The 26,961-nt window shown below is 69.4% G+C and carries 23 protein-coding genes, 1 tRNA gene and 1 pseudogene; 11 read left to right on the forward strand and 14 right to left on the reverse strand.

Annotation, left to right across the window (positions count from 1 at the left end):
* The first annotated feature begins 1 nt into the window (after window position 1).
* Window positions 2-659, forward strand: a pseudogene (locus RPX00_RS03215) (HAD family hydrolase).
* 177 nt (window positions 660-836) lie between these two features.
* On the opposite strand, the gene RPX00_RS03220 reads toward RPX00_RS03215, so the two are convergent.
* The gene (locus RPX00_RS03220; protein WP_406637304.1) at window positions 837-1,295 is read right to left on the reverse strand and encodes an NUDIX domain-containing protein; all 459 of its coding nucleotides are present in this window, start codon (window positions 1,293-1,295) and stop codon (window positions 837-839) included.
* 132 nt (window positions 1,296-1,427) lie between these two features.
* Between RPX00_RS03220 and RPX00_RS03225 the strand changes: the two genes are divergently transcribed.
* Window positions 1,428-1,874 (forward strand): DoxX family protein, encoded by a 447-nt coding sequence (locus RPX00_RS03225; protein WP_406637306.1) that lies wholly within the window; start codon window positions 1,428-1,430, stop codon window positions 1,872-1,874.
* A gap of 20 nt (window positions 1,875-1,894) precedes the next feature.
* Here RPX00_RS03225 and RPX00_RS03230 read toward each other — a convergent pair whose 3' ends face one another.
* The 6 genes from RPX00_RS03230 to kynU all read right to left on the reverse strand — a co-directional run bounded on the left by RPX00_RS03230 (window position 1,895) and on the right by kynU (window position 7,797).
* The gene (locus RPX00_RS03230) at window positions 1,895-2,494 is read right to left on the reverse strand and encodes a GTP-binding protein (protein ID WP_406637308.1); all 600 of its coding nucleotides are present in this window, start codon (window positions 2,492-2,494) and stop codon (window positions 1,895-1,897) included.
* Window positions 2,475-2,849: a DUF742 domain-containing protein gene (locus RPX00_RS03235; protein WP_406637310.1), complete on the reverse strand. Its 375-nt coding sequence runs from the start codon at window positions 2,847-2,849 to the stop codon at window positions 2,475-2,477. The genes RPX00_RS03230 and RPX00_RS03235 overlap by 20 nt, the downstream gene beginning before the upstream one ends.
* Window positions 2,846-3,262, reverse strand: a complete 417-nt coding sequence (locus RPX00_RS03240; RefSeq protein WP_009082431.1) for a roadblock/LC7 domain-containing protein — start codon at window positions 3,260-3,262, stop codon at window positions 2,846-2,848. The genes RPX00_RS03235 and RPX00_RS03240 overlap by 4 nt, the downstream gene beginning before the upstream one ends.
* Window positions 3,262-5,748: a nitrate- and nitrite sensing domain-containing protein gene (locus RPX00_RS03245; RefSeq protein WP_406637312.1), complete on the reverse strand. Its 2,487-nt coding sequence runs from the start codon at window positions 5,746-5,748 to the stop codon at window positions 3,262-3,264. Before RPX00_RS03245 ends, RPX00_RS03240 begins: the two co-directional genes overlap by 1 nt.
* Before the next feature lie 374 nt (window positions 5,749-6,122).
* Window positions 6,123-6,413 carry a hypothetical protein gene (locus RPX00_RS03250; RefSeq protein ID WP_406637314.1) on the reverse strand — a complete coding sequence of 97 codons (291 nt, stop codon included), beginning with the start codon at window positions 6,411-6,413 and terminating at the stop codon, window positions 6,123-6,125.
* Window positions 6,414-6,606: 193 nt separating this feature from the next.
* Complete coding sequence (gene kynU, locus RPX00_RS03255) at window positions 6,607-7,797, reverse strand: kynureninase (RefSeq protein WP_406637316.1); 1,191 nt, start codon at window positions 7,795-7,797, stop codon at window positions 6,607-6,609.
* Window positions 7,798-7,941: 144 nt separating this feature from the next.
* On the opposite strand from kynU, the gene RPX00_RS03260 reads away from it, so the two are divergent.
* Window positions 7,942-9,768, forward strand: coding sequence for an AMP-dependent synthetase/ligase (locus RPX00_RS03260; protein WP_406637317.1), 1,827 nt, complete (start codon window positions 7,942-7,944; stop codon window positions 9,766-9,768).
* A gap of 425 nt (window positions 9,769-10,193) precedes the next feature.
* Here the strand turns inward: RPX00_RS03260 and RPX00_RS03265 are convergent, their stop codons facing one another.
* Entirely contained in the window at window positions 10,194-11,081 is an 888-nt protein-coding gene (locus RPX00_RS03265) for an SDR family NAD(P)-dependent oxidoreductase (RefSeq protein WP_406637319.1), read from the reverse strand.
* Window positions 11,082-11,435: 354 nt separating this feature from the next.
* Here RPX00_RS03265 and RPX00_RS03270 point away from each other — a divergent pair, with 354 nt between their 5' ends.
* From RPX00_RS03270 to RPX00_RS03290, 5 genes are all read left to right on the forward strand, one after another.
* Window positions 11,436-12,644, forward strand: coding sequence for an MFS transporter (locus tag RPX00_RS03270; protein ID WP_406637321.1), 1,209 nt, complete (start codon window positions 11,436-11,438; stop codon window positions 12,642-12,644).
* Between the two features lie 461 nt (window positions 12,645-13,105).
* Window positions 13,106-14,470 (forward strand): GGDEF domain-containing protein, encoded by a 1,365-nt coding sequence (locus RPX00_RS03275; protein ID WP_406637323.1) that lies wholly within the window; start codon window positions 13,106-13,108, stop codon window positions 14,468-14,470.
* 386 nt (window positions 14,471-14,856) lie between these two features.
* Complete coding sequence (locus RPX00_RS03280) at window positions 14,857-17,028, forward strand: phospholipase A2 (RefSeq protein ID WP_406637325.1); 2,172 nt, start codon at window positions 14,857-14,859, stop codon at window positions 17,026-17,028.
* Between the two features lie 163 nt (window positions 17,029-17,191).
* Window positions 17,192-18,865: an LCP family protein gene (locus RPX00_RS03285; RefSeq protein ID WP_406637327.1), complete on the forward strand. Its 1,674-nt coding sequence runs from the start codon at window positions 17,192-17,194 to the stop codon at window positions 18,863-18,865.
* A 125-nt stretch (window positions 18,866-18,990) separates the two neighbouring features.
* Window positions 18,991-19,575 (forward strand): helix-turn-helix transcriptional regulator, encoded by a 585-nt coding sequence (locus RPX00_RS03290; protein ID WP_406637329.1) that lies wholly within the window; start codon window positions 18,991-18,993, stop codon window positions 19,573-19,575.
* A gap of 280 nt (window positions 19,576-19,855) precedes the next feature.
* Here RPX00_RS03290 and RPX00_RS03295 read toward each other — a convergent pair whose 3' ends face one another.
* Window positions 19,856-21,316, reverse strand: a complete 1,461-nt coding sequence (locus RPX00_RS03295; RefSeq protein WP_406637331.1) for a flavin-containing monooxygenase — start codon at window positions 21,314-21,316, stop codon at window positions 19,856-19,858.
* Between the two features lie 71 nt (window positions 21,317-21,387).
* On the opposite strand from RPX00_RS03295, the gene RPX00_RS03300 reads away from it, so the two are divergent.
* Window positions 21,388-21,987 carry a TetR/AcrR family transcriptional regulator gene (locus RPX00_RS03300; protein ID WP_406637333.1) on the forward strand — a complete coding sequence of 200 codons (600 nt, stop codon included), beginning with the start codon at window positions 21,388-21,390 and terminating at the stop codon, window positions 21,985-21,987.
* A 220-nt stretch (window positions 21,988-22,207) separates the two neighbouring features.
* A complete protein-coding gene (locus RPX00_RS03305) occupies window positions 22,208-22,747 on the forward strand; it encodes a hypothetical protein (RefSeq protein ID WP_406637335.1) in 540 nt (179 codons plus the stop codon).
* Window positions 22,748-23,542: 795 nt separating this feature from the next.
* Here RPX00_RS03305 and RPX00_RS03310 read toward each other — a convergent pair.
* Window positions 23,543-23,764 (reverse strand): DUF3618 domain-containing protein, encoded by a 222-nt coding sequence (locus RPX00_RS03310; RefSeq protein ID WP_037358573.1) that lies wholly within the window; start codon window positions 23,762-23,764, stop codon window positions 23,543-23,545.
* Window positions 23,765-23,888: 124 nt separating this feature from the next.
* On the opposite strand from RPX00_RS03310, the gene RPX00_RS03315 reads away from it, so the two are divergent.
* A tRNA-Leu gene (locus RPX00_RS03315) sits at window positions 23,889-23,962 on the forward strand.
* A 368-nt stretch (window positions 23,963-24,330) separates the two neighbouring features.
* Here the strand turns inward: RPX00_RS03315 and RPX00_RS03320 are convergent.
* From RPX00_RS03320 to RPX00_RS03335, 4 genes are read right to left on the reverse strand one after another with little or no spacing between them, the layout of a single operon-like run.
* On the reverse strand, window positions 24,331-24,696 hold the full coding sequence (locus RPX00_RS03320; protein WP_406637338.1) for a MerR family transcriptional regulator: 366 nt from the start codon (window positions 24,694-24,696) through the stop codon (window positions 24,331-24,333).
* A gap of 18 nt (window positions 24,697-24,714) precedes the next feature.
* The gene (locus RPX00_RS03325; RefSeq protein WP_406637339.1) at window positions 24,715-25,476 is read right to left on the reverse strand and encodes an SDR family NAD(P)-dependent oxidoreductase; all 762 of its coding nucleotides are present in this window, start codon (window positions 25,474-25,476) and stop codon (window positions 24,715-24,717) included.
* 44 nt (window positions 25,477-25,520) lie between these two features.
* Window positions 25,521-26,111, reverse strand: coding sequence for a dihydrofolate reductase family protein (locus tag RPX00_RS03330; RefSeq protein ID WP_406637341.1), 591 nt, complete (start codon window positions 26,109-26,111; stop codon window positions 25,521-25,523).
* Entirely contained in the window at window positions 26,108-26,914 is an 807-nt protein-coding gene (locus tag RPX00_RS03335) for a metalloregulator ArsR/SmtB family transcription factor (protein WP_406637343.1), read from the reverse strand. The genes RPX00_RS03330 and RPX00_RS03335 overlap by 4 nt, the downstream gene beginning before the upstream one ends.
* Window positions 26,915-26,961: the final 47 nt, after the last annotated feature.

The following is a 26,961-nucleotide window of genomic DNA, read 5'->3' on the forward strand; positions in this document are numbered from 1 at the left end:
CGTGGCTACGCGAGCATTGATTTTCGATTTCGACGGCACCCTCGCCGACACCGAAGCCGCCGTACTGCGGTCCTGGCAAGAAATGTTCGCCGACCACGGAGTAGAACTGCCGCTGGACGTCTGGCACACCGTCATCGGCACCCAGCACACCGCGAAGACGATGTTCAAGCTGCTAGCCGAACACGTAGCCGACCTGGACCCAGAAACCCTGCGCCCCGCGATGCGCGCCCGAGTCCACGAACTCCTCGCCGCCGACGGTCCACGAGAAGGCGTCCTCGACTACCTGGACGAAGCCGCCAGCCAAGGCCTGAAACTAGGCGTCGCCTCGAGTTCCTCGGAAGCCTGGGTACGCGGCCAGCTAGACCGGCTAGGTCTGACCACCCGCTTCACCGCGATAGAAACCGGCGACCGCCACGCCCCCAAACCAGCCCCGGACACCTACCTGGCAGCGCTGCGCACCCTAGGCGTCCCAGCAGAAGAAGCGATCGCCTTCGAAGACTCCCCCCACGGAGTCAGCGCGGCAAAAGCAGCAGGAATCACCACCGTCGCAGTACCAAACCCCATCACCGCCCAACTGGACTTCTGCCAAAGCAGACCAGCTCCTCCCCTCCTTCACCACCACCCCGCTCACCACACTGCTACGCCAGCTAAGCGCATAACCCCACCAAGGCACCCACACCACCCCCCGCACCCCGATACGAAGCCCAAATGCGGTCGAGGGGTGCTTGTCAAGGCATCTTTCCCGCCTTGACAAGCACCCCTCGACCGTCATCACAATTGGCTTCGGGGTGCCCCACCACAAGGACCGCAGCAATGTCGCCGCCAGGCGACGAGCCCTACCCCCACTCGCCGATCCGATCCAAAAACCCCCGCTGCCCCTTGACCAACTTCTCCCGAGCAGTAGCCAGATCGAACCACTCCACCCGATCCACCTCAGGAAACTCCTGCATCCGCCCGGACCGAGGCGGCCACTCCATCTCAAACACCCCCGGCACCACCCCGGCCGGATCAAGATCCCCCTCCACCGCCCAGGCGATCACCACCTTCCCGGACTGCCGCACCTCCCCCAGCTCCGTCCACTCCCCCTCCGGCACCGGCATCCCCAGCTCCTCCGCGAACTCCCGCCGAGCAGCCGCCTCCGCCTCTTCCCCCTCCTCGATCTCCCCCTTGGGCAACGACCAGGCCGCCAGGTCCTTCTTCGCCCAAAACGGCCCGCCCATGTGCGCGAGCAACACCTCGATCCCGCCTGCGCCCCGCCGAAACACCAACACCCCAGCACTACGCCGAACCACCATCGCCCCAGTCTGCCCGGCCCGCTGACCAGCCCGAACAGCGGCACGAAAAACTTCCCGGCGAAGTGTCGATCCGCGTCGAGCCCGTTCGACGCGTAGGTGAAGACACCGCCAAGCCCGGAAGGAACCCCAGCGATGACCACCACGATCACCACCAGCAACACCACCCCGGAAACCGCCAGCGCGAAGACCCTCACCGACCGGGTCCGCCCCACCATCCTGGCCCTTTTCCGGGCCGTGGTGTCGTTCCTCTTCCTCTGCCACGGCCTGATGGGCTTCGGCCTCTTCGGCGGCATCGACAACGCGGGCGGCGCGGTCCCCTTCGGCCAATGGCCCGGCTACTGGGCCAGCCTGATCGAGGTCGTCGGCGCGGTACTGGTGTTCGCCGGGCTCTTCACCCGGATCTCCGCGCTCGTGCTGTCCGGCGTGATGGCCTACGCCTACTTCACCGTGCACGCCCCGGAAGGACTGCTCCCTTTGCACAACATGGGCGAGCCCGCGGCGTTGTACGCGTGGGTGTTCCTGGCCATCGCGGTGGTGGGCCCGGGTGCGGCCTCACTGGACGGGCTGCGCCGCCGCTGAAGATGCCGTGAGTGGCGATCTCAGCCGGGATTGCCACTCACGAGCATCGCCCGCCCCAGCACATGCTCCATCAACACTGTCAACACCTGCTTCGTGGAATCCCGCTCCCGCGCGTCGCACAACAGCAACGGCACCCCCGGATCCAGATCCAACGCACCGCGGACCTCCTCGGTCCCATACCGGTAAGCGTCGTCGAAGCAGTTGACCCCCACGACGAACGGCAGCCCCCGCTGTTCGAAGAAATCCACCGCGGGGAAACAAGATTCCAGCCGCCGCGTATCCGCGAGCACCACCGCGCCGAGCGCGCCGTCGGCCAGTTCGTCCCACATGAACCAGAACCGGTCCTGCCCCGGCGTGCCGAACAGGTACAGGATCAGCTCGGGGTTGATGGTGATCCGGCCGAAGTCGAGCGCGACGGTCGTGGTGGTTTTGCCCTCGACGCCGGACAGGTCGTCCACGCCCTCGGACGCGGCGGTGATCACCTCTTCGGTGCGCAGCGGCGGCACCTCGCTGACCGAACCGACCAGTGTCGTCTTGCCGACCCCGAAGCCGCCCGCGACGAGCACCTTCACCGCCTGCGCGGTGAGGGACCGGCGGGGCTCAGAGTTTCCGGATGCCATCGAGAACCGCCTGGAGTACGTGGGGGCTGGGGGCGTCGGTCACCGGCGTCGCGGTGCGGAACAACACGAGGTTGCGTTCTATCAGATCGCTGAGCATGACCTTGACCACCGGCAGCGGCAGATCGACCCGCGCGGCCACCTCGGCCACCGAAACCGGGCGCTGGCACAGGGAAAGAATGCGCGCGTACTCCGGTTCGAGGCCGGGCGTCTCGTTCGCGGCGCGCAGCGCGACGACGAGGGTGATGAGGTCGAGCCCGCGGGTGTCAGAGCGGGTCCGCCCGCCGGTGACGGCGTAGGACCGCACCAGCGGACCGGCCTCGTCCTCGTACCAGGACTCGCGGGCCCGCCCGGTCATGGCGAGGTCCGCTGGACCGCTCCGGCCCGCGGCGCCGCGGTGAGCACCGCGCCGACCCGCTTGACCATCAGGTTCATCTCGTACGCGACGAGCCCCATGTCCGCGTCGACCCCGGCCAGCAGCGCGAGGCAGGCGCCCCGCCCGGCCGCGGTGACGAACAGGAACGCGTGGTCCATCTCGACCATCGTCTGCCGCACGTTGCCGCCGCCGAAATGCCGTCCGGTGCCGCGGGCGAGGCTCTGGAACGCCGACGCGACCGCGGACAGATGCTCCGCGTCCGCCTCGGACAGATTGCCCGACCGGCCGATCAGCAGCCCGTCCGCGGACAGCACCACCGCGCGGTCCGCGCCGGCGACCCGCTGCACGAGGTCGTCGAGCAGCCAGTCAAGCTCGTTGACGCCGTTGTTCGCCATCAGTCGCGGTCTCCGTACCTGTTGTCGTGCCCCGGATCGGTCTCGCGGGCCCGCCGGGTGCCCTGCTGGAACGCGCTGAGCCGGGAACGGGCCTGCTCCGGCGAGTCCTCGCGGACCTCGGCGGATTCCGGCGCCGGCCGGTCACTGCGCAACTGCGGAACCAGGTTCTGCTGCCGCCTGCGCTGCGGCAGCGGCGGACGGCCCGGCGGACGCGGCGGCGCGGCCCGTCCGTTCTCCACCGCCGGACGCGGCGCGCGGCCGTTGTCCGCGGGCGGACGCTGGTTCTGCGGCGGACGGACCGCCGGCGCCTCGGCGGATGGCCGCACAGCCCGCCGGGTCGGCAACTCCGGCCGCTCCTGCTCCGGCGCGCGACGCTGCTCGGGCGCGACCCGCGGCTCCGGCGCGGGACGCGAGGGCTGCGGCAGTTCCGCCTGCTGTGGCTCAGGAACCGGGCGCACCTTCCGTTGCGGCAGCTCCGGCCGCGACGGCTCCACCGCGAGCCGGGAAAGCTCCGGCACCTCGTCCGAAACCTCGCCAGCCTCGCCAGCGCCGTCTGCCGAAGACTCCGTCTCCCCGATCGGTGCCAGCAAATCCTTGCGCACCAACACGATCGCCCGGGTCCCGCCGTACGCGGACTCGCGCAGGTGCACCGATATCCCGTGCCGAGACGCCAGCCGCGCGACCACGAACAGCCCCAGCCGCGGTTCGTCGGACAGTGCCATGATCCCGAAGTCCGGCGGGTCGGCGAGCATCGCGTTGAACTCGTCGGCCTGCTCCTGCTCGATGCCGAGGCCCTGGTCCTCGACCTCGATCACGACGCCCTTGCCGACCACGTTGCCGCGCAGTTCGACGCGCGATTCCGGCGGCGAGAACGACGTCGCGTTGTCGATCAGCTCGGCGAGCAGGTGCACGAGGTCGCCGACGGCGGGCCCGCGCACCGCGACCTCCGGCAGCTTCGCCGTCTTCACCCGCGCGAAGTGCTCGGTTTCGGCCGCCGCGCCGCGCACGAGTTCCACCAGCGACACCGGATTGCGCCACTGCCGTCCCGGCTGGCCGCCGCCGAGGATGATCAGGTTCTCCGCGTTGCGCCGCGCGCGGGTGGAGAGGTGGTCGAGCCGGAACAGCGTGTCGAGCTGGTCCGGGTCCTCCTGCTTGCGCTCGGCCGCGTCCAGCACCTTCAGCTGCCGGTGCACGATCACCTGGCTGCGGTGCGCGATGTTGAGGAACACCGCCTTCGTGCCCTGGCGCGTCTTGGCCTCCTCGACCGCGGCGGCGATCGCGGACTGCTGCGCGAGGTTGAACGCCTCGGCGACCTCGCCGATCTCGTCCGTGCCGTGGTCGAGCAGATGCCCGCCCGCGTCGAGGTCGACCGGTTCGCCGTCGCGCAGGCGGTCCATGAGTTCCGGCAGCCGCACCTCGGCCGCGTCGAGAGTGTCCTCGCGCAGCCGGGCGAGGCGGGAGATGAACCGGTTCGACAGCCGCAGCGCGATCAGCACCACTGCGAGCGCGAAGAGGACCGCCGCCGCACCCGCGATGATCGAGTTCCGCAGCGTGTCGTCCGCGTCGGTGATCGCCGCGTTCGTCGCGTGCGCGCTCTGCGCGGCGAACATCGTCATCAGCGTGGTGGCGACCTGTTTGGCATCCGCCCGCCACTGTTCCAGCGGCACCGGCAGCTGTTTCGCGCCGGACAGCAAGGCGTTCTCGACCTGGGTCACCGTCGTCCACGCGGGACTCGCGATGAGCTTGTCGTAGTTCGCCCGCACCTCGGGCACCATCTGCGGCACCGACTGTTCGAGCTGTGCGTGGTACGCGCCGATCTGGCCGAGGTACGCGCGCTGCTCGTCGCCGGACAGCCCGCCAGAGGCGAGCCCGGCCGACGCCAGCGCGTCGCTGCGCTGCATTTCCTCGGCAGCGTTGAAAATCGGGATCGCGGACAGCCGGGCGTACGCGTTGTCCGCGCCGCGCGCGGCCTGCGCGAGCCCGGCGACGCCCTGGGTGAACTGGTCGATGATCTGGTTGTAGAAGGAAAACACCTCGAGCCGCGGCACCTGGCCGGAGTCGACCTGCTGCCGCAGCTGCGGCAGTTTCGCTTCCAGTGCGGCGAAGGTGGCGATGTTCTGCTTGACGCTCGCGGGCACGTTCGAGTCGCTCGCGAAGTTGCCCTGCAGCACCGAGGTGATCTGCGCGGCGGACGCGTCCGTCTTCGGCCGGGTGGCCAGCAGCGCGGCGCGCGCGGCGTCCTGCCCGGCGAGCACGCTCATCGACAGCTGCCGTTCCTGTTCGGCGGCGAGCAGGAACGGAATGCCCGGACCTTCCGAACCGCGAATCTTCTGCGCGTAACTGCGCGCCTGGGTCGCGTCGAAAATCAGGTATCCGGCGAGCGCGATACCGACCACGAGCAACGCCACACTCGGAATCAACGCGATCGCGAGCACGCGAGAGCGAATCGACGAACCGCGGCCGTTCCGCCCGGAATTCTGCTTCACCGTGATCCGTTTTCCTTCCGGCACTTACCTAGGTATTCGGGTCCGCGGCGTTTTCTGCACCGGTCCGACCAGCCGGATCACAACTCACCGTGGTCTGCGTTGCCCGCGACGACGTTAAGCAACCCGGACGGGCGAGTCAAGTCCGGACCCGCCTCGCCGTCACTCTCTTGTTACCTGCTAGTAACCCACTGTGGTGCTTGGAAAACTGATCACCACCGGACGTGACCTTGGTCGCACCGGCCCGGCCGCCGCCCGCCGGGCGCCCGCGCGTGAGGTCCGTCACGACGCGGCGCGCGCCCGCATTACCGGAATCTTATGCGCATTTCCGCATCGGCCACGAAAAAGCGCGGCACATCGAGATCAATTCCCGGAATTCAGCGCCGGACACCATTCGGCGGACGGTGCGCGGAAAGCCGCGGGCCGGGCAGCGGATCCGATTCCTCCGCGGCGGCCGGGCGCTCGCGGCGGACGAGGTCGTGCAGCATCTCCCGGCACGCCCACGCCAGCACGGCGACGGACGCGACCAGCACCGCCACCAGCGTCGATTCGACCGGATAGCGCGCGACCAGCCCGCCGAACCGGGCGAGCAGGAAGCCGAGCACCACGCCGACGAGGAGGGTCACGACATACGAGAGCGGCACTTCCCGACCGCGGGTCTCGATCATTTCGGCCCCTTTCCGCCCCGGATTCGCGCAGGTGCGGCCACGCCCCGATCGGCTTCCGCCCGCGAAAAAACAGGCACCGAGCATACCCGGCGATCAGCGCGCGGCGCGCCCGTCGATCACCCAATGGGGCGAGCACGACACCGATTGTTCACCCTGGACCCGCGATTTCGCGCGGACAGTGCGCGAATTCTTTTCACCGCACCTCGCGCAGCACGGTCACCGCCCGCAGCACCTCGGCGTAAGTCGTGTACAGCGGGGCCAGCCCGAACCGCAGCGCGTCCGGCGGCCGGAAATCTCCGAGCACCCCGCGTGCGTGCAGTGCGTCCATTGTCCGCTGGCCACCCGGGTCGAGCACCGAAACCTGGTGCCCCCGCGCGTGGTCCCGCGGCGTCGGGATGACGGCTCCCGGAAGCAGTTCGTCCGCACACCGGAAGAAGAAATCGCCCAGTGCCAAGCCTTTCGCGCGCAGCACGGAAAGGTCGACGTCGTCCCAGACGTCCAGTGCGGCGTCGAGCGCCAGCATCGACAGGATGTCCGGGGTGCCGGCGCGGGCGCGCGCGATTCCCGCGCTGCCGCGGTATCCCGGCTCCATTCCGAACGGATCCGCGTGCCCGGCCCATCCGGCGAGGGGCTGATCGAATTCCGCCTGATGCCGCTGCGCCACATAGATGAACGCGGGCGAGCCCGGCCCGCCGTTGAGGAATTTGTACGTACAGCCCACCGCGAAATCGACCGCGCACGCGTCGAGCTGAACCGGAATCGCGCCGACGCTGTGGCAGAGATCCCACACCGCGAGCGCACCGGCCGCGTGCACGGCTTCGGTGACCGACCGCATGTCGTGCAGCCGACCGCTCACGTAGTCGACGTGATTCACGAGCACCGCGGCGGTCCGCTCGCTCACCGCGCTGGGCAGCTCCGCCACCGGCACGCGCCGCACGGTGTGCCCGGTGAGCCGCGCGGCCTGTTCGGTCACGTAGCCGTCGGTCGGAAACGTTCCCGCGTCGAGGAGGATCTCGTCGCGACCGGGATTCGCCCGCACCGCCGCGACGAGCGCCTTGAACAGGTCCACACTCGTCGAGTCCGCCACCACGACCTGTCCGGCCGCGGCCCCGACCAACGGAGCGATCCGCTCGCCGACCCGCTGTGGTGCCTCCCACCAGCCCTCGGTCCACGACCGGATCAGCCGCCGCCCCCACTGCTCGCGGACGACCTGGCTCACCCGCTCCGCGACGTGTTTCGGCGGCGCGCCAAGGGAATTCCCGTCGAAGTAGGCGACTTCCGGGTCAAGGTCGAACTCCGCGCGTTTCGCGGCGAGCGGGTCGGCGGCGTCGAGCGCGGCCGCCTCGTCGGCAAGGCTCTCGCTGCGCACGGCAGATTCGGTCATGAATGCTCCTCGGGTCCCAGGTCCGCCATTCATAACAGGACGAGGGCGGTCTTATCGAGCGCCGATGCTGGCCGGGATTCTCTATCGGCGGCCGCCGCGACGACCTACAGTGGCCTGACCAGGCACCACCGGAGGAGGTCAGCGTTGACCCAGTCGATCGCCGAACAGACCGAGGGCCAGACGATCCCGCTGCTGCTGCGGCGCAACGCCGTGGAACACGGCGACCGGCCCGCGCTCACCTCGCTCGACCTCGAAGGCCGTCCGACCCTCACCTGGAGCGAGTTCCGGACCGCGATCGCCGAGGTGTCCCGCGGGCTCGCCGGGCTCGGCCTCGCCGCGGGCGACCGGATGCTGATCATGGCCCCGAGTTCGCCGGACCACCTGGTCGCCGACCTCGCCGCGGTGCACCTCGCGGCCATCCCGTGCACGGCCTACGCGACGCTGAGCCCGGAGCAGATCCGCTACGTCGCCCGGCACAGCGCCGCCCCGGTCGTCGTCCTCGCCGGCGCCGACGAACTGTCCCGCTGGCTGCCGGTGCTCGACGATCTCCCCGCGCTCCGCCGCGTAGTACTGCTCGACGAGTCCGCGCTCCCGGACGGCGACGACCGATTCGTCGGCTACTCCGCGGTGCGCGAAGCCGGCCGCGAAGCACTAGCCGCCGACCCGGACGCGTTCGACCAAGCGTGGCAGGCGATCCACCCGGACGACCCGCTCGCGATGATCTACACCTCCGGCACCACCGGCGACCCCAAGGGCGTCGTGCTGTCCCACCGCAACGCGATCCACGAGGGCCTCGCCGTGCACACGCTGCACAAGGCTCCGATGCACCCGACGAACATCGCGTACCTGCCGCTGGCGCACATCGCCGAACGCGAATTGTCGATCTATCTCCCCATCGTCGCGGCCGGTCACGTGCACACCGTCGGCGATCCGTCGGGGGTGGTCGCGGCGCTCGGCCAGGTGCATCCGCAGAGCTTCTTCGGCGTGCCGCGAGTGTGGGAGAAGATGGTGGCGGGCCTGAAGAACATGCTCGCCAGCGTCCCCGAAGACCGCCGAGAGGCGCTCATCTCGGCCAACGAACTCCTGCAAGAGGGCTACAAACTCCGCAGCGCCGGCCAAGAGGTGCCAGCCGATCTCGCCGAACGCATCGCGAAGACCGACGAGACCGTGCTCGCTCCGGTGCGCGGGCTCCTTGGACTCGACCAGCTGCACATCGCGTCCAGCGGCGCAGCCGCGTTGCCAGTGGAGGTGCTGTACTTCCTCGCCGGGCTGGGCGTCGAGATCCGCGAGGTGTGGGGCCTGTCGGAGACCACCGGCGCGGCGACCGCGAACAGCGCCGAGGCGTTCCGCGCGGGCACCGTCGGCAGGCCGATCGACGGCGTCGAGGTGAAAACCGGCGAGGACGGCGAACTGTTCGTCCGCGGCCCGATCGTCTTCCTCGGCTACCTGCAGCCGGACGGCACGATCGAACGAGCCACCGACGACGAAGGCTGGTTCGCCACCGGCGACATCGGCACGATCGACGACGACGGGTACGTGACGATCACCGACCGCAAGAAGGAACTGATCATCACCTCGAGCGGCAAGAACATCGCGCCGACCCGCATCGAGGGCTTGCTGAAGGAACACCCGCTGATCGGCCAGGCAGTCGCGATCGGCGACGCGCGCCCGTACGTGACCGCACTGATCGTGCTCGACGACGAGATCGCCCCCGGCTGGGCAGCGGCCAACGGCGTCGAAGCGGCCGAGATCGAAGCCCTCGCCGCGCACGAAGCAGTCCAAGCGGAGATCGCGCGGGCGGTCGAGTCAGCCAACAGCAGGCTCGCGCGGGCCGAGCAGATCAAGCGCTACCACGTGATCACCACGGCATGGACGCCCGAAACCGGCGAGCTGACCCCGACGCTCAAACTCAAGCGCCGGGTAATCAACGACCGCTACGGCACCGACATCGCCGCGCTCTACTCCTCGTGAGTGCTAATCGCGGCTAGAACCGTGCTCGCCACTCACGACACCCACCCGGGCGACGCGACCGCCGCGGGCTTCACGCCTGCCTCCTGCCGCGCCACGTCATGACTGCATGCCTGCTTTCCTCCGCGTTTCCGCCGCGCCCGCGTAGCGAGTGCATGCGCAGCCGCAGGTCTCGTGAGTGCTGATGCCGGTTCTAACCGGCGTAGCCACTCACGAGGTCTGGCCGGGCGACGCGACCGCCGCGGGCCTGCCTCCCCGCCGCGCCGCGCAGTGAGTGCCTGCCCGCCGAGCGCGGCCTCGGGTCTCGTGAGTGGCGATCCCGGTTAGAACCGGCAACGCCACTCACGACACCCACCGGACAACCGCGACCGCCGCGGACTTCGGGCACACCGCGTATCAGGCCTCGTGAGCTACACCGTGATCGCCACTCACGAGGCCTGCCGAGACCACTTCCGCAGCCGAGGCGGTACCCGCTTCTCCAGCCCGTAGTTCTCCAGATGGGCGGAGAACACCTCGTCGAACGCCTGCTGGACGGTCTCGGTGTCCCAGTCCGGCCGCTCCAGGATCGGCTGCTTCAGGTACGGCTGCCCCATCACGTGCAATTGCGGGCCGTTGCACCGGATCATCTGCCCGGTGATCCCGTGCGAGCCCTCGCCGAGCAGGAACAGCACGAGCGGCGCGATCTTCGCCGGCGTGCGCTCCGGCGGGCACGCGCGCAGCGCCCGTTCCGATTTCCAGACCATCCGGGTGTGCGCCACCGGGCACACCGCGTTCACCCGGATCCCGGAATCGTCGAGGTCCAGCGCCCACGAATAGGTCAGCGACGCGACCGCGCCCTTGCTCGCCGAGTACACCCCGAGCTTGCGCTGCCCGAGCGACGCACCGGAGGAGATGTTCACGATCGACCCGCCGCCGCCCGCCCCGACCATCGCGCGGATCGCGGCCAGCCCGGTGTACATCACGCCGAGCACGTTCACCTCGACCAGCTGCCGGGCCTGCTCGACGTCGTCTTCCCAGGGCAGCGCCTCGTAGTTGAGCCCGGCGTTGTTGACCAGTCCGTCGATCCGGCCGAACTCGGCGACGCACTGGTCGACGATCGCCTGCGCCTGCGCCGGATCGGCCACGCTGTGCCCGTTCGCCACCGCGCGCCCGCCGTGGCCGCGGATCGTCGCGGCGGTGCGCTCGGCCAGGTCGCCGTCCACGTCGTTGACCACCACCGCCCCGCCCGCCCGCGCCACGTGCACGGCGAAGGCCTCCCCGAGACCGCGTCCGGCCCCCGTGACGACAACGGCCTTGTCCTGCAACAGTCTGTCCACGCTCACTCCCCGCTGGTGCGCCCGGCGCGAGAACGTCCGCTCCGCCGGGTCTCTCCCAGTGTTGGACCGTTCGGCCCAGCCGCACCGGGCGATCGCGACGAACGGTGGTCGCGCTGCGCCGAACGAGGAAAGCTGATCAGTGCTACGGGTACCCCGCGGCAGATCAGTCCTCACGGCCGCGCGTTCCGGCCACCGGATTCTTCCCGACTGTTCACCCTGGTGTGATCGGCGGCATACTGAGGGTGCACCCCCTGGCCGGAGTAGTGACACTCCTGGCCAGGAGCGGCGCGGGCGAAGGCACAATGCGGGCACTACTGGCAATCACACGATCGGGGAGGGGGCAGTGGTCATCTCGTGACGACCGAAGCGACCTCTCGGCTGACGGCACCGCTGCGAAACGTCGAGTATCGCGTGCTCTGGGCGGCGGAGGCCATCTCGAGCGCGGGCGACCAGCTGGCGAAGGTGGCGTTGTCCATCCTCGTCTACCACCGCACCGGTTCCGCGCTCTGGGCCGCGGTCGTGTACGCGCTGACTTTCCTGCCCGCGCTCGCCGGCGGCCTCGGCCTTTCCTTCTTGGCCGACCGCTACCCGCGCCGCGCCGTGCTGAGCGTGAGCGCCGCGGCGCAGGCGGTGCTGGTCGGCTTGATGAGCCTGCCCGGCATGCCGCTGGCCGCGCTGTGCTTGCTGCTGGTCGCGGTGCAGCTGGCCGCGTCGCCCGCGAACGCGGCGCAGAACGCGATCACCCGCGAGGTGTTCACCGACGACCATCTGTACCTGCGCAGCCAGGACCTGCGCGGGATCACCACCAACACCGTGCAGTTGCTCGGCCTGGCCGGCGGCGGCGTGCTGGTGACCGCCGTGGGCACGTCGTGGGCGCTGGCGATCGACGCGGCGAGTTTCGCGGTGGCCGCGGCGATCGTGCGGGTGTGGGTGCACGACCGGCCCGCCGCCGGCGGCGACCACAGCACCTGGTTCTCCGCGACGCGCTGGGTGTTCGGGCAGCGCAAACTGCGCGTGCTGATCGCGTTGTCGTGGCTCGTGGGGCTGGCCGTGGTGCCCGAAGGGCTGGCCGCGCCGCTGGCCCATCAGCTGAACGCGCCGTCCGCGGCGGTCGGCTGGCTGCTCGCCGCCGACCCGCTCGGCTTCGTCGCCGGGGCCTATCTGCTGTCGAAATTCGCGTCCGCCGAGGTCCGGCAGCGGCTGCTCGGCGTGCTGGCGACGACGTCGCTGGCACTGCTCGCGCTGTTCCTGCTGCGGCCGAATCTGGTGGTCGCGCTGGTGCTGCTCGCGCTCGCCGGTGCGATGGGCGCTTACATCATCACCGTGACCGCGACGTTCTCCACCTGGGTGCCGAACGAACTGCGCGGCGGAGCCGGCGGGCTCTACCGCACCGGACTGCGCGTGGCGCAGGGCATCGGGGTGGCTCTCGGCGGGGTGGTCGCACAGGCGACCGGATCCGCCATCACCGCCATCGCGCTGGCCGGGCTGGCCGGCGTGGCTCTGGCGATCCCCACCGCGTTCTCGTGGACCAGGGTGCGGCACGCGGTCGCGGCCGGGGCCTGATCGTGGGTTTGCCGAAGATGCTGTGGCCGGGGTCGAGGCACCGGCCGGATGAGTCCGGATACGCCGGACGGGAACTCGTTTCACGCCTCACGGTCACGCACGGAACACACCTCCGCTCGCATTGTCACGAATCCGCGGTGGATCGGTCACGGAACTCACGCTTCACGGTCACGCACAGCTGCTCACCTCCGCTCGCTGACAATTCACCGGAAAATGACAACAGCTCGATTCACGCTTCGCGGTCGCGCACGGGAAAACACCTCACTCGGGGGGACGGCGGGGACGCTCCTCCGCAATTTACTTCATGGATGCAGCAGTTGTCGCGGAAGGCGTCTCCGGGTTCGGAGACTACCGAATACAGCGTTCGGAGTCGGTGAGTGAGATGATACCGGCAACTGATAACCGCGCAGAACCGGGAAGCGTCCGGGAACCGCATCCGACACCGGAGGAGGCACGGCCCGATGCCCGGAACCGAACCGGCGCGCGGTGACCGCCGCGTTCCCGGGGAGGAACCGCCCGCGGCCAAGGGCATCGCGAGGCGGCTGCGCGCGCTGATCGCCGCGAACCCCGTTTCCTCGTGGGATCTCTGGACGAAACCGCGCCGGATGGTGGCGTTCCTGCTCGCCTGGGACGCCATCGCGATCGCGTTGCTGACGTTCGGCGTCATCGCGTCGCCGAGCCCGGATCTCGTGGACTGGGGCCGGTTCGCGATCCTCGCCGGCTGCGCGACGGTGCACATCCAGCTCACCCGGCGGCAGGAGGAACGGCGGCGCAACCGGGTCACCGCCGTCCACATCGACCTGACCGGGATCTGGGTGTTCCCGGCCGCGCTGCTGCTGCCGATCCCGCTGACCCTGCTGCTGATCGGGCTCCTGCGCGTCCAGCGCTGGTTCAACTCCCGGCGGCCGCCGCACAAGTTCGTGTTCACCTCGTTCACGCATGCGGTGTCGGCACTGCTGGCGCACTACCTGTACCAGACTTTCGCGTCCGCCGAACTGGCCCGGCTCTCGCCGGCGAACTCGTTGCAGGTCTTCGGGATCCTGATGCTCGTCGGCTTCAGTTACGCGGCGCTGCAGGCGATCGTGATCGGCGGCCTGCTCGCGCTCGGCGGCACGTCCGCGCCCACGCTGCGCAACGTATTGGGCACCAAGGACGACAACCTGCTGGAGCTGTCGACGATCAGTCTCGGCACCATCGCGACGATCCTGCTGGTGAACATCCCGCCGGCGATCGTGATCCTCGTGCTCATCACGGTGCTGGGCAACCGGCTGGCGGAAATCAACCAACTGCAGTCCGAAGCGCGCACCGATCCGAAAACCGGGATCTTCAACGTGCGCGGGTGGTCGGAGTCCGCGGAACGCGCGCTGGCCCGTGCCGCGCGCGGCGGGGAAACCCTGGCGCTGCTGATGATCGACCTCGACCACTTCAAGTGGATCAACGACACGTACGGCCATCCGGCGGGCGACGACGTCCTCCGCACGGTGGCGCAAACTCTCGACGAGATCACCCGCCCCAAGGACACCATCGGCCGCTTCGGCGGCGAGGAGTTCCTGATCCTGCTGCCCGATGTGGACAGTACGGCGGCGAAGGTGACCGCGGAACGAATCCGTACCGCGATCGCCGATCAGCGCATCGTGACGACCGACAAACGCGGCGGTTCCGCATTGATCACCGAACGCACCTGCTCGATCGGCGTCGCATTGCTCGGGGTGAACGGAACAACACTGGAACAGTTGCTCCACGCCGCCGACGCGGCCGTCTACACCGCGAAGGAAGGCGGCCGGAACCAGGTGCGCTTCGCGGATGCGAATCCGCCTTCGGAGTGATCCGCAATTCCGATCACCGGCACTGTTCGCGATTAATCGCGAAACCGATTCAGCAACTGTGCGCGACTGTCCGCTCCCCGTTCTGCCGCCGGGTTAGTCCGCGGGGTTAATTGTCCTCGGCTCCGCTAACCGCGACAGCCGGTTTTCGGGAAGGAACGAAAGCCGCCGGGATTGCCGGACCCGGTCGGCCGAGGACCGGAATCCGCCGCCGCACCCTCCGGACTCGACCGCCGCTCCGTCCGTGAAGGACTCCTCGCGGGACTCTGATTCCCTCAAGGAGTCCTTCACGGACCGCCGCCCGCCGCACCCCCTGGGGGTTACCCCCCGCCCGGGTGAGGGGGACAGCCGCCTCCCGCATCGGGAACCGGACTGGCACCCTGGAGCGCATGCCAGCCACCGACGACCGTGCCCCGGCCGCCGTTCGCGTTCGCCGACCCTGGTCGACGTCCGGCTGGCTGTTCCTCGTCCTGCTCGTGGTGTTCGGCTTCGGCCTGATCGCCTCCCGGCCCGCGTCCCCGCCCGATCAGGGCCCGCCGACCGGCGGCGTGCTCGCGGCGCAGAACGCGGTCAACGCCCTCGCCCACCCCGACGGCGAGGCCACCGCGCTCGCGCTCCTGCCGAAGGACTTCACCGCGGTCACCGGCGTGAAGCCCGGCGCGCTGCCCGCCCGCGACGGCACCGTCCGCGCGGCGCACCTCGACGGCGGCTGCTCGGCTCCGTGGGGCGACGACAACACGAAGTGGGACTTCTCCGTCCCGTGCAAGGCGCACGACCTCGGCTACGACCTGCTCCGCTACGCCAACGACAAGGGCCACCCGCTCGGCCAGTCCGCCCGGGCGTCGCTCGACGACCGGCTCGAACAGGACATGCACCGCACCTGCGAGCTGAACCCGATGAACTCCGAGCGCACCTGCCAGCTCGTCGCGTCGGTGTTCACCGGCGGGCTGGTGGTCAACTCGTGGCATCAGCGCTGGGGCCCGCCGGTCGGCGACCCGATCGGCCCGATGGTCGCCGGCGTGCTGGTGATCGGCTGCCTGCTCGTGATGCGGCTGCGCGGCTGGCACACCGCCCGGCGCACGAGCCCGCGTCCGCACCGGCCGCGCGGCACGCCGCGCCCGTGGGCGGTGCTCGGCATCGCCGGGGCGGTGCTGCTGGTGGTCGGCGAATCGGCGACCGCGCTGGCCGATTGGGCGGGCGCGCCGCAGGCCACCTGGTGGCCGCTGACCTGGCTCGCCCAGCTCACCCCGCTCCTCTTCTTCGCGGGCGGGCTCGCCAACGCGGCGGGCTGGCGGGCCGAACGCGACCGCGGCTACCGGCATTACCTCGCCGAACGGTCCAGCCCGCTGCTGCGCCCGGCGTTGATCTTCGCCGTGGTCGCCCTGATCGTGCCGCTGGCGCTGGAGCTGCTGGGCATCCCGGCCGGGACCAACGCCACCGTCATGCGGATCGCGCTGCACCCGCTGTGGCTGCTGGGCGTGTACCTGCTGACCGTCGTCGGCGCGCCGATGCTGCTCGCGCTGTACCGCCGGACGCGGCTGTGGTCGGTCGCCGCGCTGACAGCCGTCGTCGTGGCCGGAGAACTCGCCGCGAGCGGGACGAACGAGTCCTGGCCGCGCTACGCCGCCACGCTGGCTCTCGCGCTCCTCGCGCAGCAGGTGGCGTTCGCGTACGCGGACGGCGTCCGCCTTCGCCGCCCAGTGCTCGGCGTCGCGGCTGTAAGCGGTGTCGCCGCCCTCGCGGTCGCAGTGTTCGTCTTCGACGCTTCGCCGGTACTGCTCGGCAACCCGGGTGCTCCGGCCGCGTTGTCCGCGAGGCCGTGGTCAGTGCTGCTGCTGAGCGTGTCGCAGCTCGGTGTCGTCGGGCTGTTGGCCGCACCGCTGCGTCGCTGGGCCTCCCGGAGCCGCGTCACCCGCACGGCCGCCCTCGTGCTGCGCGCGCCGATGAGCCTGTACCTGGCGTTCCTCGCGGCGATGCTGCTGCTCGTCGCCGTGGTCTACCTGCCAGGACCGATCGCCAACGGACTGAGCTGGCTGCTGAGCCCGCGCATGCTCGCCGCCGTCGCGCTGCTGCTCGTCCCGGCGGCGCTGGTCTTCTGGTGGTTCGAACGGCACCCGGGCAAACCCGGCGCCGAAGTCCCGGCCGTGCCGCTTCCGCGTCCGCCGACCGGCCGCCTTCCGGTGCTGCTCACTCGCGCGGCCGCCACGCTGGGCATCGGGTACGCGACGCTCGGCGTGTTCGGCCTCGCGCTGGCCCGGTTCGGCGCCGAGGCCGCGGACGCCGACGTGCTCGGCCTCCGGCTGGACCCGGTCCAGAGCCTCGTGCACCTTCTCCTCGGCGTGCTGCTGCTGCACGCCGTCCGCACCGGCGGGGCGGCGACCTCGGCCGCGACCTGGTTCGCCGCCGCGCTCACCTGCGTGCCGTCGCTCGTGGCCGCTTCCGGCGGCGAAACGCACGGTTCGGCGATCGTTGTCCTGCACCTCGCCACCGCGGTGTTCTTCCTGGTCGCGGCGGTTTCGTGCCTGGTTCCGGCGAGACAGCCGGCCAGCGCCGCGCCCTGACCCGCGACACGCGTACCGCCAACCGGGCGAAACCGCTTCGGATAACGGACCATGGGTGGTGCACACCACACCGCCTGGGGGAGGTGCGAATCCGCCGCAACCCCCGCCCGGCACCATGCGTCTTCAGAAGCGGACGACCAGAACGAGAGAAGGAGCCGACCGCGTGGACTACCCGCCTCGGAACGGGCAAGGCGATCGCCGCCCCGCCCGCTCGTGGCAGGACCAGCCCGGCCGGGCTCCGGCACGGCGTCCCGGGCCGCCGCCCCGCACCCGGCGCGAGCCGCCGGAGGGGCGCCGCCCAGGGCCGCCGCCGCGTCGTCCGGAGCGCCGGTCCAGCCGCGGCGGCGGGCTGCGCGGCGCGAAAATCGCCCTGACCGTCGTATCGCTGCTGGTCATGGGGCTAACCGGGTACGCGTGGGCATCGCTGCAGGGCCTGGTCAACGGGCTGAGCTACTCCGACGTGATCGGCGACGGCGCGGGCGGAGAGAAGCCCGCCGACGGCGCCCGCGACATCCTCCTGGTCGGCCTCGACAGCCGCACCGACATGCAGGGCAACCCGCTCTCCCCGGAACTGCTCGCCCAGCTGCGCGCGGGCGAATCGGACGGCGAGCTGAACACCGACACGCTGATCATGGTGCACATCCCGAACGACGGCAGCAAAGCCGTCGCGATGTCACTGCCGCGCGACTCGTACGTGAACATCCCCGGCTACGGCAAGCACAAGATCAACTCGGCGTACGCGAGGGCGATGCTGCAGGCGCGCAAGGACCTGCAGGCCCAAGGCGTCACCGATCCGAAGGAAATCGACGTCAAGGCCAACCAGGCCGGGGCGAAGCTGCTGATCGCGACGATCCAGGAGCTGACCGGGTCCACGATCGACAACTACGCGGCGATCAACCTGCTCGGCTTCAGCGACATCACGAAGGCCATCGGCGGCGTGGACGTCTGCCTGAAGAACAACGTCGACGACGACTACTCCGGCGCGAACTTCACCAAGGGCCAGCACACCATCGCCGGGGTGGAGGCGCTGGAATTCGTCCGGCAGCGGCACGGGCTGCCGCGCGGCGACCTCGACCGCGTGGTGCGCCAGCAGGTGTTCATGGCCGGCATGGCGCGCAAGGTCCTGTCCGCGGGAACGCTGACCGACTCGGGCAAGCTCAACTCGCTGATCGACGCGATCAAGAAGTCCGTGGTGCTGAACCAGAACTGGGACATCTTCAGCTTCGCCCAGCAGATGAAGGGCCTCACCGGCGGGCAGATGGAGTTCCGCACCATCCCGGTCGAGAACGTCGAGTACCGCACGCCGAACGACGGCGTCGCGGTGAAGGTCGACCCGGAGAAGGTGAAGTCCTTCGTGCAGGGCCTCGCCGGTCCGCAGACCGGTGCCGACGGCGCCCCGGCGCAGCAGCAACAGAAGCCGGACGAGTCCCATAAGGACACCACGGTCGACGTGCGCAACGCCTCGGACCGCACCGGTCTCGCGGCGACCGTGTCGAAGCAACTGGTGGACAAGGGCTTCACCGCGGGCGACACGGACAACGCGTCCTCGCGGAAGACGACTGTGATCTGGGTCCCCAGCGGCGGAGAGGCAGCCGGGCAGGCGGTCGCCGACGCGCTCGGCACCAAGGCGACGGTGCAGGAAGACAAGAGCGTGCCGAAGGGCCACGTGAAGGTCTTCCTCGGTTCGGACTACCAGCCCTCGGCCGGTGCCTCGAGCGGAACCGGTGCGGCACAAGCCCCGCCGGCGCAGCAGCAGGCCGCACCCCCGTCCGTGCCCTCGGGTCCGGGCAGCGACGACCAGCCGATCACCGCTGATGGCGTGCCCTGCGTCAACTGACGCATTGCTCCATTCGGGGTAAGTCGAGAACTCTTCGCGAAACCCGCGTAATGAGCGGCCGCTTCGGCACTTTCACCACCGGGACGCAAGCCCGCGTCCGCGAAGTTGGTTGAGGGGCAGGGGCCGTGATCGACGCTGAGCACTACCAGCGAGTGCTGGGAGACGAGCTGCGCAAGCTCAGGCGTGGCCGGGGATGGACGCGCAAAGAGCTGAACGCGCATCTGCAGAGCGAAATCTCGCTGCAGACACTGGCGACGTACGAACTGGGCACGCGGCAGTGTTCCGTGGTGCGCCTGGTCGAACTGTGCGTGGCGATGGACGAACTTCCCCAGGATTTGCTGGCGAAGGTGCACAGCCGGGTCTTCACCGAGGAACCGGGACGGGTCCGCGTCGACCTGCGCCGGGTCGTCGCGGAAGCCGGTCCGGAACTGACTCCGTTGCGGCGCTGGGCCGAAGGACGGTTGCGGCAGAACGGAGTCACGCTGCCGGGATCCGCCGCGCGCCCGGGTTCCGCCGCCCCCGCACGGGCTTCCGCACCTGGCCCGGTGCCCGCTGTACCCGGATCCGCAAGCACGCCAAGCCAAACTCCTTCCGCTCCGGACACCGACGAGGTGTCGCTCGACTTCGCCGCGCTGGAGCGGATGGCCGAACTGTGCGGTCTTCCGACGGCTGAGCTGGTTTCGCACCTGCGCAAACTCGCGCCCGCCTGATCCGCACCCACACACCACGAGGGGGACGTTCGCGACTCCTCCCCTGCCGCGAACGTCCCCCTCGTACTCCTCGCCCTCCCAGGTCCATTGTGGATCGTCCGCGCTGAATGCTGCCCGCCGATCCCCCTGAACTACGAGGGGACTTTCGCGACTCCTCCCCTGCCGCGAAGGTCCTCTCGTACTGAACCCTGAACTCCATTGTGGACCCCGCAGACCACGAGGGGGACCTTCGCGACTCCACCCCCGCCGCGAACGTCCCCCTCGTGCCGCACCCCCGGGGTCACCCGAGCAGTTCGTAGTCCTCGCGCCGCACCGTCCTGGTGTCGAGCCAGTACCGCCAGGTGAACCCCGGCCACAGCGTCCGGTTCACGCCCTTCGCGTCCAGATACCAGCTCTTGCAGCCGCCCTGCGTCCAGATGCCCTTTTCGAGTTTCCGTTGCACCGACCGGTTGAACCGCTCCTGCACGTCCTCGCGCGGGTCCAGCGCCCGGTCTCCGGCGAGACGCAACGCCTGCGAGATATAGGAAATCTGCGCCTCGATCATGAACACCACCGAGTTGTGCCCCAGCCCGGTGTTCGGCCCGAGCAGGAAGAACAGGTTCGGGAAGCCGTTCACGGTGATCCCGAGATGCGTCCGCATCCCCTCGCTCGCCCACTCCTTCGCGAGGTTCCGCCCGTCGCGGCCGACGATCTCCAGACTGTCGAAGGCGTCGGTCACGTGGAATCCGGTGCCGTAGACGATCGCGTCCACCTCGTGCTCGACGCCGGCCTGGTCGACGACGCTGTGCTCGCGGACCTCGGCCACGCCGTCGGTGACCACGTCGACGTTGTCGCGGGCGAGCGCCGGGTAGTAGTCGTTCGAGATGAGCACGCGTTTGCAGCCCATGGTGTAGTCCGGGGTCAGCTTGGCGCGCAGTTCCGGATCCGACACCGCGCGGTCGATGTTGCTCTTCGCGAGCCGCTGCCCGATCTTCATGATCCACGGCTGGCCGTTGAACCCGATCGCGCGCGCTTCCAGCGTCCAGTAAAGGAAATTCCGGTACAGCCGCTGCGCCGGCGGCACCGCGCGGAACAGCCCGCGCAGCCGGCCCGGCATGTCGCGGTCGGCCTTCGGCATCACCCACGGCGGCGTGCGCTGGAACAGCGTCAGCTCAGCCACCTCCGGCGCGATCTTCGGCACGAACTGGACCGCGCTGGCCCCGGTGCCGACCACCGCGACGCGCTTGCCGGCGAAGTCGAAGTCGTGGTCCCACTCGGCGGAGTGGAACGCGCGGCCCTGGAACCGCTCGATCCCCGGCAGGTCCGGGATCATCGGCCGGTGCAGCGCGCCGACGCCCGCGACCAGCGCCGGAGCCACGAACTCGTCGCCGCCGCGGGTGCTGACGTGCCAGCGGTTCTCCTCGGCGTCCCAGCGCGCGCCGGTCATCTCCTGGCCGAAGCGGATGAAGCGGCGCAGGTCGTACTTGTCCGCGACGCCGCGCATGTACTCGTAGATCTCCGGCTGCGGCGAGTACGCGCGCGACCAGCCGGGATTCTGCTCGAAGGAGAAGGAGTACATGTGCGACGGGATGTCGCACGCGCAACCGGGGTAGCTGTTGTCGCGCCAGGTGCCGCCGACGTCCTCGGCCTTTTCGAGCACGACGAAGTCCTCGCGGCCGTCCTTGCGCAGCTGAATCGCCATGCCGAGCCCGGAGAACCCGGTGCCGACCACGATCACGCCGGTCTCGGTGCGGTTGCCCATGCGTCCTCCCGTTAACTGTTACCCGAAGTCCAGCTTACTCGGAGTAGGTTACTGGCGGTAGAGTGTGCGGCATGACCACCGCCAAGCGCAAGCGCATGCCCCGAGCCGAGCGGGAACGGCAGATGATCGAGGTCGCCGAGCAGGTCTTCGGCGAGCGCGGCTACGCGATGGCGTCCATGGACGAGATCGCCGAACTGGTCGGCGTGTCCAAGCCGATGCTGTACGAGTACTTCAACTCGAAGGAAGGCCTGCTGCTGGCGTGCATCCGGCAGTCGCGATCGGCTCTGCAGGAGGCCACCGAGCAGTCGATCGTCGGCGCCGAGTCCGCACAGGACGCGCTGCGCCGCGGCCTCCTGGCGTTTTTCGTCTTCATCCGCGAGCGCCGCCAGGCCTGGTCCCTGCTCCGGCACGAGATGGCCCTGATCGGCACCCCCGCCGCGGACGAGATCGAGGAAACCCGCCGCCAGCAGACCGACCTGATCACCGCACTGATGAGCGGCTACTTCGACAGCGAGGACACCCTGCGCGCCGAAGCCTCGGCCGAGTTCGTCGTCGGAGCCTGCGAGCGGCTGGCGATCTGGTGCGAGCGCTTCCCCGAAGTAACCCCCGAGAAAGCCACCGAATACGCCATGGATCTCCTGTGGGCCGGGTTGTCACAGCGTGCGATCTAGTGTGCACGTGAAGATGACCGTGCATTAGGCCATTCGGTCGTCACTCAGCGCACATCTCTTCCCGTTACTTGTGACACAGAGTTTTCTTGCGGTATCGATGACACGGTAGAAAGACACACTGAGTGTCGCGCCAGCGGCCGGCAAGCAGGAATCGCGTCATGAGTTTGCGGTGGCCGGGTCTCGAACGGTGACGCATGCTGATGACGAGAGGGGTGAGGCAGTGGTGGAAACGATCACGGCGACTTACAAGCACGACAACGACGACTGGACGATCACCGTCAGCGGTCGCGGCAAGGAGCTGACCGGCAAGGCGCCGGGCATCATCGCCGCCCGCGACCGGGCCGACCAGCTCGTGGAGAAGCTCGCCCCGAACGAGCGTCCCACGGTCGTGCACCTGCTGAACGGCAACGCACTGGAGTTCACCAGCGCGTACATGGCCGCCCGCCTGACGCTGCCGGAGATCGAACCGCTGGAAATCCCGCCGTCGGGCGGAGCCAAGGCGGCCAAGGACGCTTCGTCCAGCTCAGACTCCGCCTCGACTTCCGACGCCGCGGACGCTTCGGACGCTGCTGCCAAGGCTCCGGCCTCGGCCACCGCCGCGAAGGCCACCGCGGAGAAGGCTCCCGAGCAGCCCGCCAAGCCGGCGCTGCCGCCGAGCAAGCAGCTCCCGAAAGAGGTCGAAGACCGCAAGCCCGAGGAAGCCAGCCGCCCCGGAGTGACCGCCGGTGCGTCGGCCACGCCGCCGGTCGCGCGCGCCTGAGTCCGCGCTCGTTCCTTTCCACGCAGCTCGCGCTTTTCGCAGGCCGTTTGCCCAGCTCGCGCTTTTCGCAGGCTGTTCGTCTAGCTCATGCTTTCGCAGGCCGTTCGCCTAGCTCGCGGCTTCGCAGGCCGTTCGCCCTGACTGGGCACGCTTTTCGTGGGCTGTTCGCCCTGACTGGGCATTTGGAGTCGGCCCCTGCCCCCTGCTCGCGGGCCAGTCCGTCGCACCCGTACCCGCTTCGCCGCTGGAGCCTGGACCGCCCTACTGGCGACTTCCGGCGTAGATCCAGCCGCACGGACGCCCGGAGACGGCGTCGACCCAATCCCCTGACCGAGCCCGCGAACAATCGCCTGCGCCCCGTACAGCGCGGATAAAGTCACCACGTCACCCCGCCGGGGTAGCCCGATACGGCGAACGTCCTCCCCCAAAGCGACCCAGGTGAGCGACCGCCAAAAGGGTGACCCCGAGTTCAGTGGCACTTCTCACGAAGTTAACCCGCCGTGACGATCAAGCCTGTCGATCCGCCACACGGGTCTAAAACAGCCAGTACTCGGCAGATCACGTGCCGTCGAGCATTCTGACCTGAGATGCTACTCGGAGTAACCGCAACGGCCTTGAGCCACGCGCTGGAAGCAGGTACCTGTGCAGGCATCTCCCGGCCAGAGGCGGCGCCTCGTTCCCGGATGCCTGCGGAGGAACCGCTAGGACGCCCGGACTCAGCCCCACGTCAGCGCCGACGACGACCCCTCAGCGGATCAGCTTCCGCACCGATCAGCAGGTACTTGACCTTCGGGTTCAGCGGAACAGCTTCCGCACCAGCAGGACCGCCACCAGCACGCCCGCACCGATCAGCGGGTACTTGACCTTCGGGTTGTCGAGCTTCGCGCGCACGCCGTCCTTCGCCTGTTCGGCGAGCTTCTGCGGGTTGGCCTTCGTGCCCAGCTGGTCGAGGGTCGCCGCCAGGGCGGTCCTCGCCTGCTCGATCTCACGCTCGATGGTCTCGGGGTCGCGAGCCACGTGCCCTCCTCGCCGCAGTCGGACTGTAGGCGGTCCACGGTAGAGGACAACCCCCGAGCGAAGACCACTGGCCACGCCGAGCCGACCCGAACGTGGCGCACGCTACGATCACATCCGGTTCCCGGGGGCCGTAGCCCAATTGGCAGAGGCACACGGTTTAGGTCCGTGCCAGTGAGAGTTCGAGTCTCTCCGGCCCCACCCTCACGTTCTGACCAGCAGCGCAGCAAGACGGGTTGATGATCCGCATCGACCGCGTACAGCAGGTTTACCGCAGCAGACCAGCGGAGCCCCGGTCAGCGAGCGTTGACCGGGGCGCGCTGCGACGAACTGGAAGCGCACATACGAGCCGAGCGTCCATGGGACAAGCCGGAAAGCTGAGTCACGCTCGGACACGGGCCCAGCGCTGATTGGGCGCGAGCAGATGTTCGCGAGAACGGAGGCGCAGACCGCGTCGGAGATTTCGCGTGCCTCGACCTCATCTAAGTAAGATCGGATCTTACTTAGATCGAGTCATACTTAGATCGGATCTTCCGCAGCGGTTCGCTCATCCCGCAGTCGGCACCGCGTCAATCGCAAGCAACGGACCCACTCGCCGCAGCCGCCCGGGACGACAACCGTTCCCGCGCCCGGGTCAGTGCCGCGATGCGCTCGTCCAGTGCGGCCAGCCGGCGGTCCACCAACGCAACGGCGCTCGAGGACAACCGCCGGGCGGGGAGGTCGCCTTGGAGGCACGAGCCCAGTGGGCGGATGTCCTCCATGGTGAGCCCCGAGTCGAGCAGGTAGCGGATGTTCCGCACCCGCTCGATGGCGGACTCGTCGTAGTGCCGGTACCCGTTGTGGGAGCGCGCGGCCCTCAACAGGCCCTGCTCCTCGTAGAACCGCAGCGCCCTGGTGGTGACGCCGGTGGCCTTCGCCAGTTCCCCGATCCGCACTGAACCGAGCATACGCCGCTAAGCGATCACTGCGCCGCCGTCGACGGGCATTACCGCGCCGGTCACGTAGGCCGCGCCGGGGCTGGCTAGCTGGAGGATCCAGTGCGCGATCTCTTCCGGCTTGCCCAGTCGCCGCAACGGAACCATCTCCATGAGGCTTTCGTGCTGTGCGCGGGCCTCCTCGGCGGTCAGGCCCTCGCGCGCGTAGATCTCGGTGGCGATCGGGCCGGGTGCGACCGCGGAGACGCGGATGCCGCGCGGGGCGAGTTGCACCGCCCAGCTTCGGGTCAGCGATTCCAGCGCGGCTTTCGTCGCCGCGTAGAACTCGCGGCCGGCCATGGGCCATCCGCGCTGTCCGATCGCGGTGGTCACGTTCACCACCGCGCCCTCGCTCTCGCTCAGGTGCGGCAACGCGGCCTGGAGGAGGTACACCGGTGCCACCAGGTTCGTTGCCACGACTCGGTCGAACGCGCCGGGTTTGATCTCTCCCAGCGCGGCCGGTTCGACGATGCCCGCGTTGTTCACCAGAACGTCGATCCGGCCGAATTCCGCCAGTGCCGCGGAGACAATCGCCTCCGCGGCGCCGTCCTCGGTGAGGTCGGCGGCGAACGGGCGGATCGCGGGGAAACCGTCCGCGGTTTCGGCGAGCCGTTCCGCGGTCCGGCCGACCACCAGCACGTTCGCGCCCTGGCGGGCGAACTCGCGTGCGGTGACCTGTCCGATGCCCGTGCCGCCGCCGGTGACGATTACGGCCTTGTCCTGAAACTGTCCATCACTCATGCGATCGACGCTAAACATTGCCGTATGCGTCAAGGTCAAGCCGCTCAGCGCACGCGGTCGTAAACCAGTGCCAGTTCCCCGAGATCGCCGGTCTCCTGGTGCGCGACTGTCCACTTGGTACCCGGCAGGCCGTCGTCGAACAGCCGGGGGCCGCCGCCGGCGATCTGCGGGCAGATGGTCAGGTACAGGCGGTCGATCAGGTCCTCCGCCAGCAGCGCCTTGATCACGCTGACGCTGCTGTTGACCAGGATGTCGCCCTCGCCGTCGGCCTTGAGCGACGCGACGACCTCCGCGGCCGGCGCGTTCACGATGCGCGTGCGCTCCCACGGCGCTTCGGTGAGCGTGCTCGACAGGACCACCTTTTCCGTGTCCACCAACCACTTCGCGTAGCCGCGGTCGCGCGGGTCGGCGTTTTCGTCGGCGGCGACGGTCGGCCAGAAGCCGAGGAAGCCTTCCGCGTTGCGACGGCCGAGCAGCGCGGTCGTCGCGTGCTCCCAGATGCGGCCGAGCTGATTGCGCGCGGTTTCGGTGGTGACGTACGGGATGATCGCGCTCATGTCGCCGGGGCCTTCCGGGCCGTGGTAGCGGCCGTCGAGGGTCAGGGCGAGGTTGGCGGTGACACGACGCTCGGTCATGACTGGACTTCCTTTCGGGTGATGACTTCGGTGAGGTGGTCGAGCACCTGTCCCCAGCCGGTTTCGATGCCGGCGATGGCGGACACGGCCTCGACGGTCGTTTCGGTGATCTCCAGACCCAGCCGCAGCCGGGTGCCGCCGTTCGCCGGGGCGAGGGCGAGGTCGTAGTGGCCGCTGAACGCGACGGCTCCCGCCGCGTCCAGCACCGACAGGTCGAACGCGAGCCGCTCGGTTTCGCGAGCGGTCCGGACCTGCCCTTCCGAGCGGTAGGTGCCTTCGGCGTCGCGGTAGGCGAGAACGACTCGCCCGCCCGCCTTCGGTTCGAGGACACACTCGGTGACAGTCAGGGACGGCGGGACCCACCACGACGCCAGCAGCCCGGCGTCCGTCCAGTACCGCCAGACCGTTTCCGGCGGCACCGGCAGCACGCGTTCGAAGGAGAACGCGCGACCGTCGGCCCAGCGATCCCGGTCCGCGGCGGCGGTGTCGGCTTCGATCGCCGCGCGGTAGCGGTCGAGCACGTCGCGCTCCCCCGCGTGCGCCTCGATCGTCGTGGCCAGCTGCTGGAGCTGGCCCGCGAACTCCCGCAGCGGAGCCGCTTCGGCCGCGTAGACCCGCCGCTGCCCGAGCGGGGCCATGGTGACCAGGCCGGCGCGGGCGAGGGTCTGCAGGTGCTTGGTCGTTTGCGGCTGCCGCAACCCGGTCAGCTCGACCAGTTCGCCGACCGACCGCGGCCGTTCAGCGAGCAGCCCGACCAGCTGCCACCGGGTGGTGTCTGCGAGTGCTGCGGCGATCCCGTCCATGCACCGAAGTATTCACCAGATCGAATATTCGTGTCAAGGAATTCTTT

Source organism: Amycolatopsis sp. WGS_07 (assembly GCF_045278895.1).
Classification (GTDB): Bacteria; Actinomycetota; Actinomycetes; order Mycobacteriales; family Pseudonocardiaceae; genus Amycolatopsis.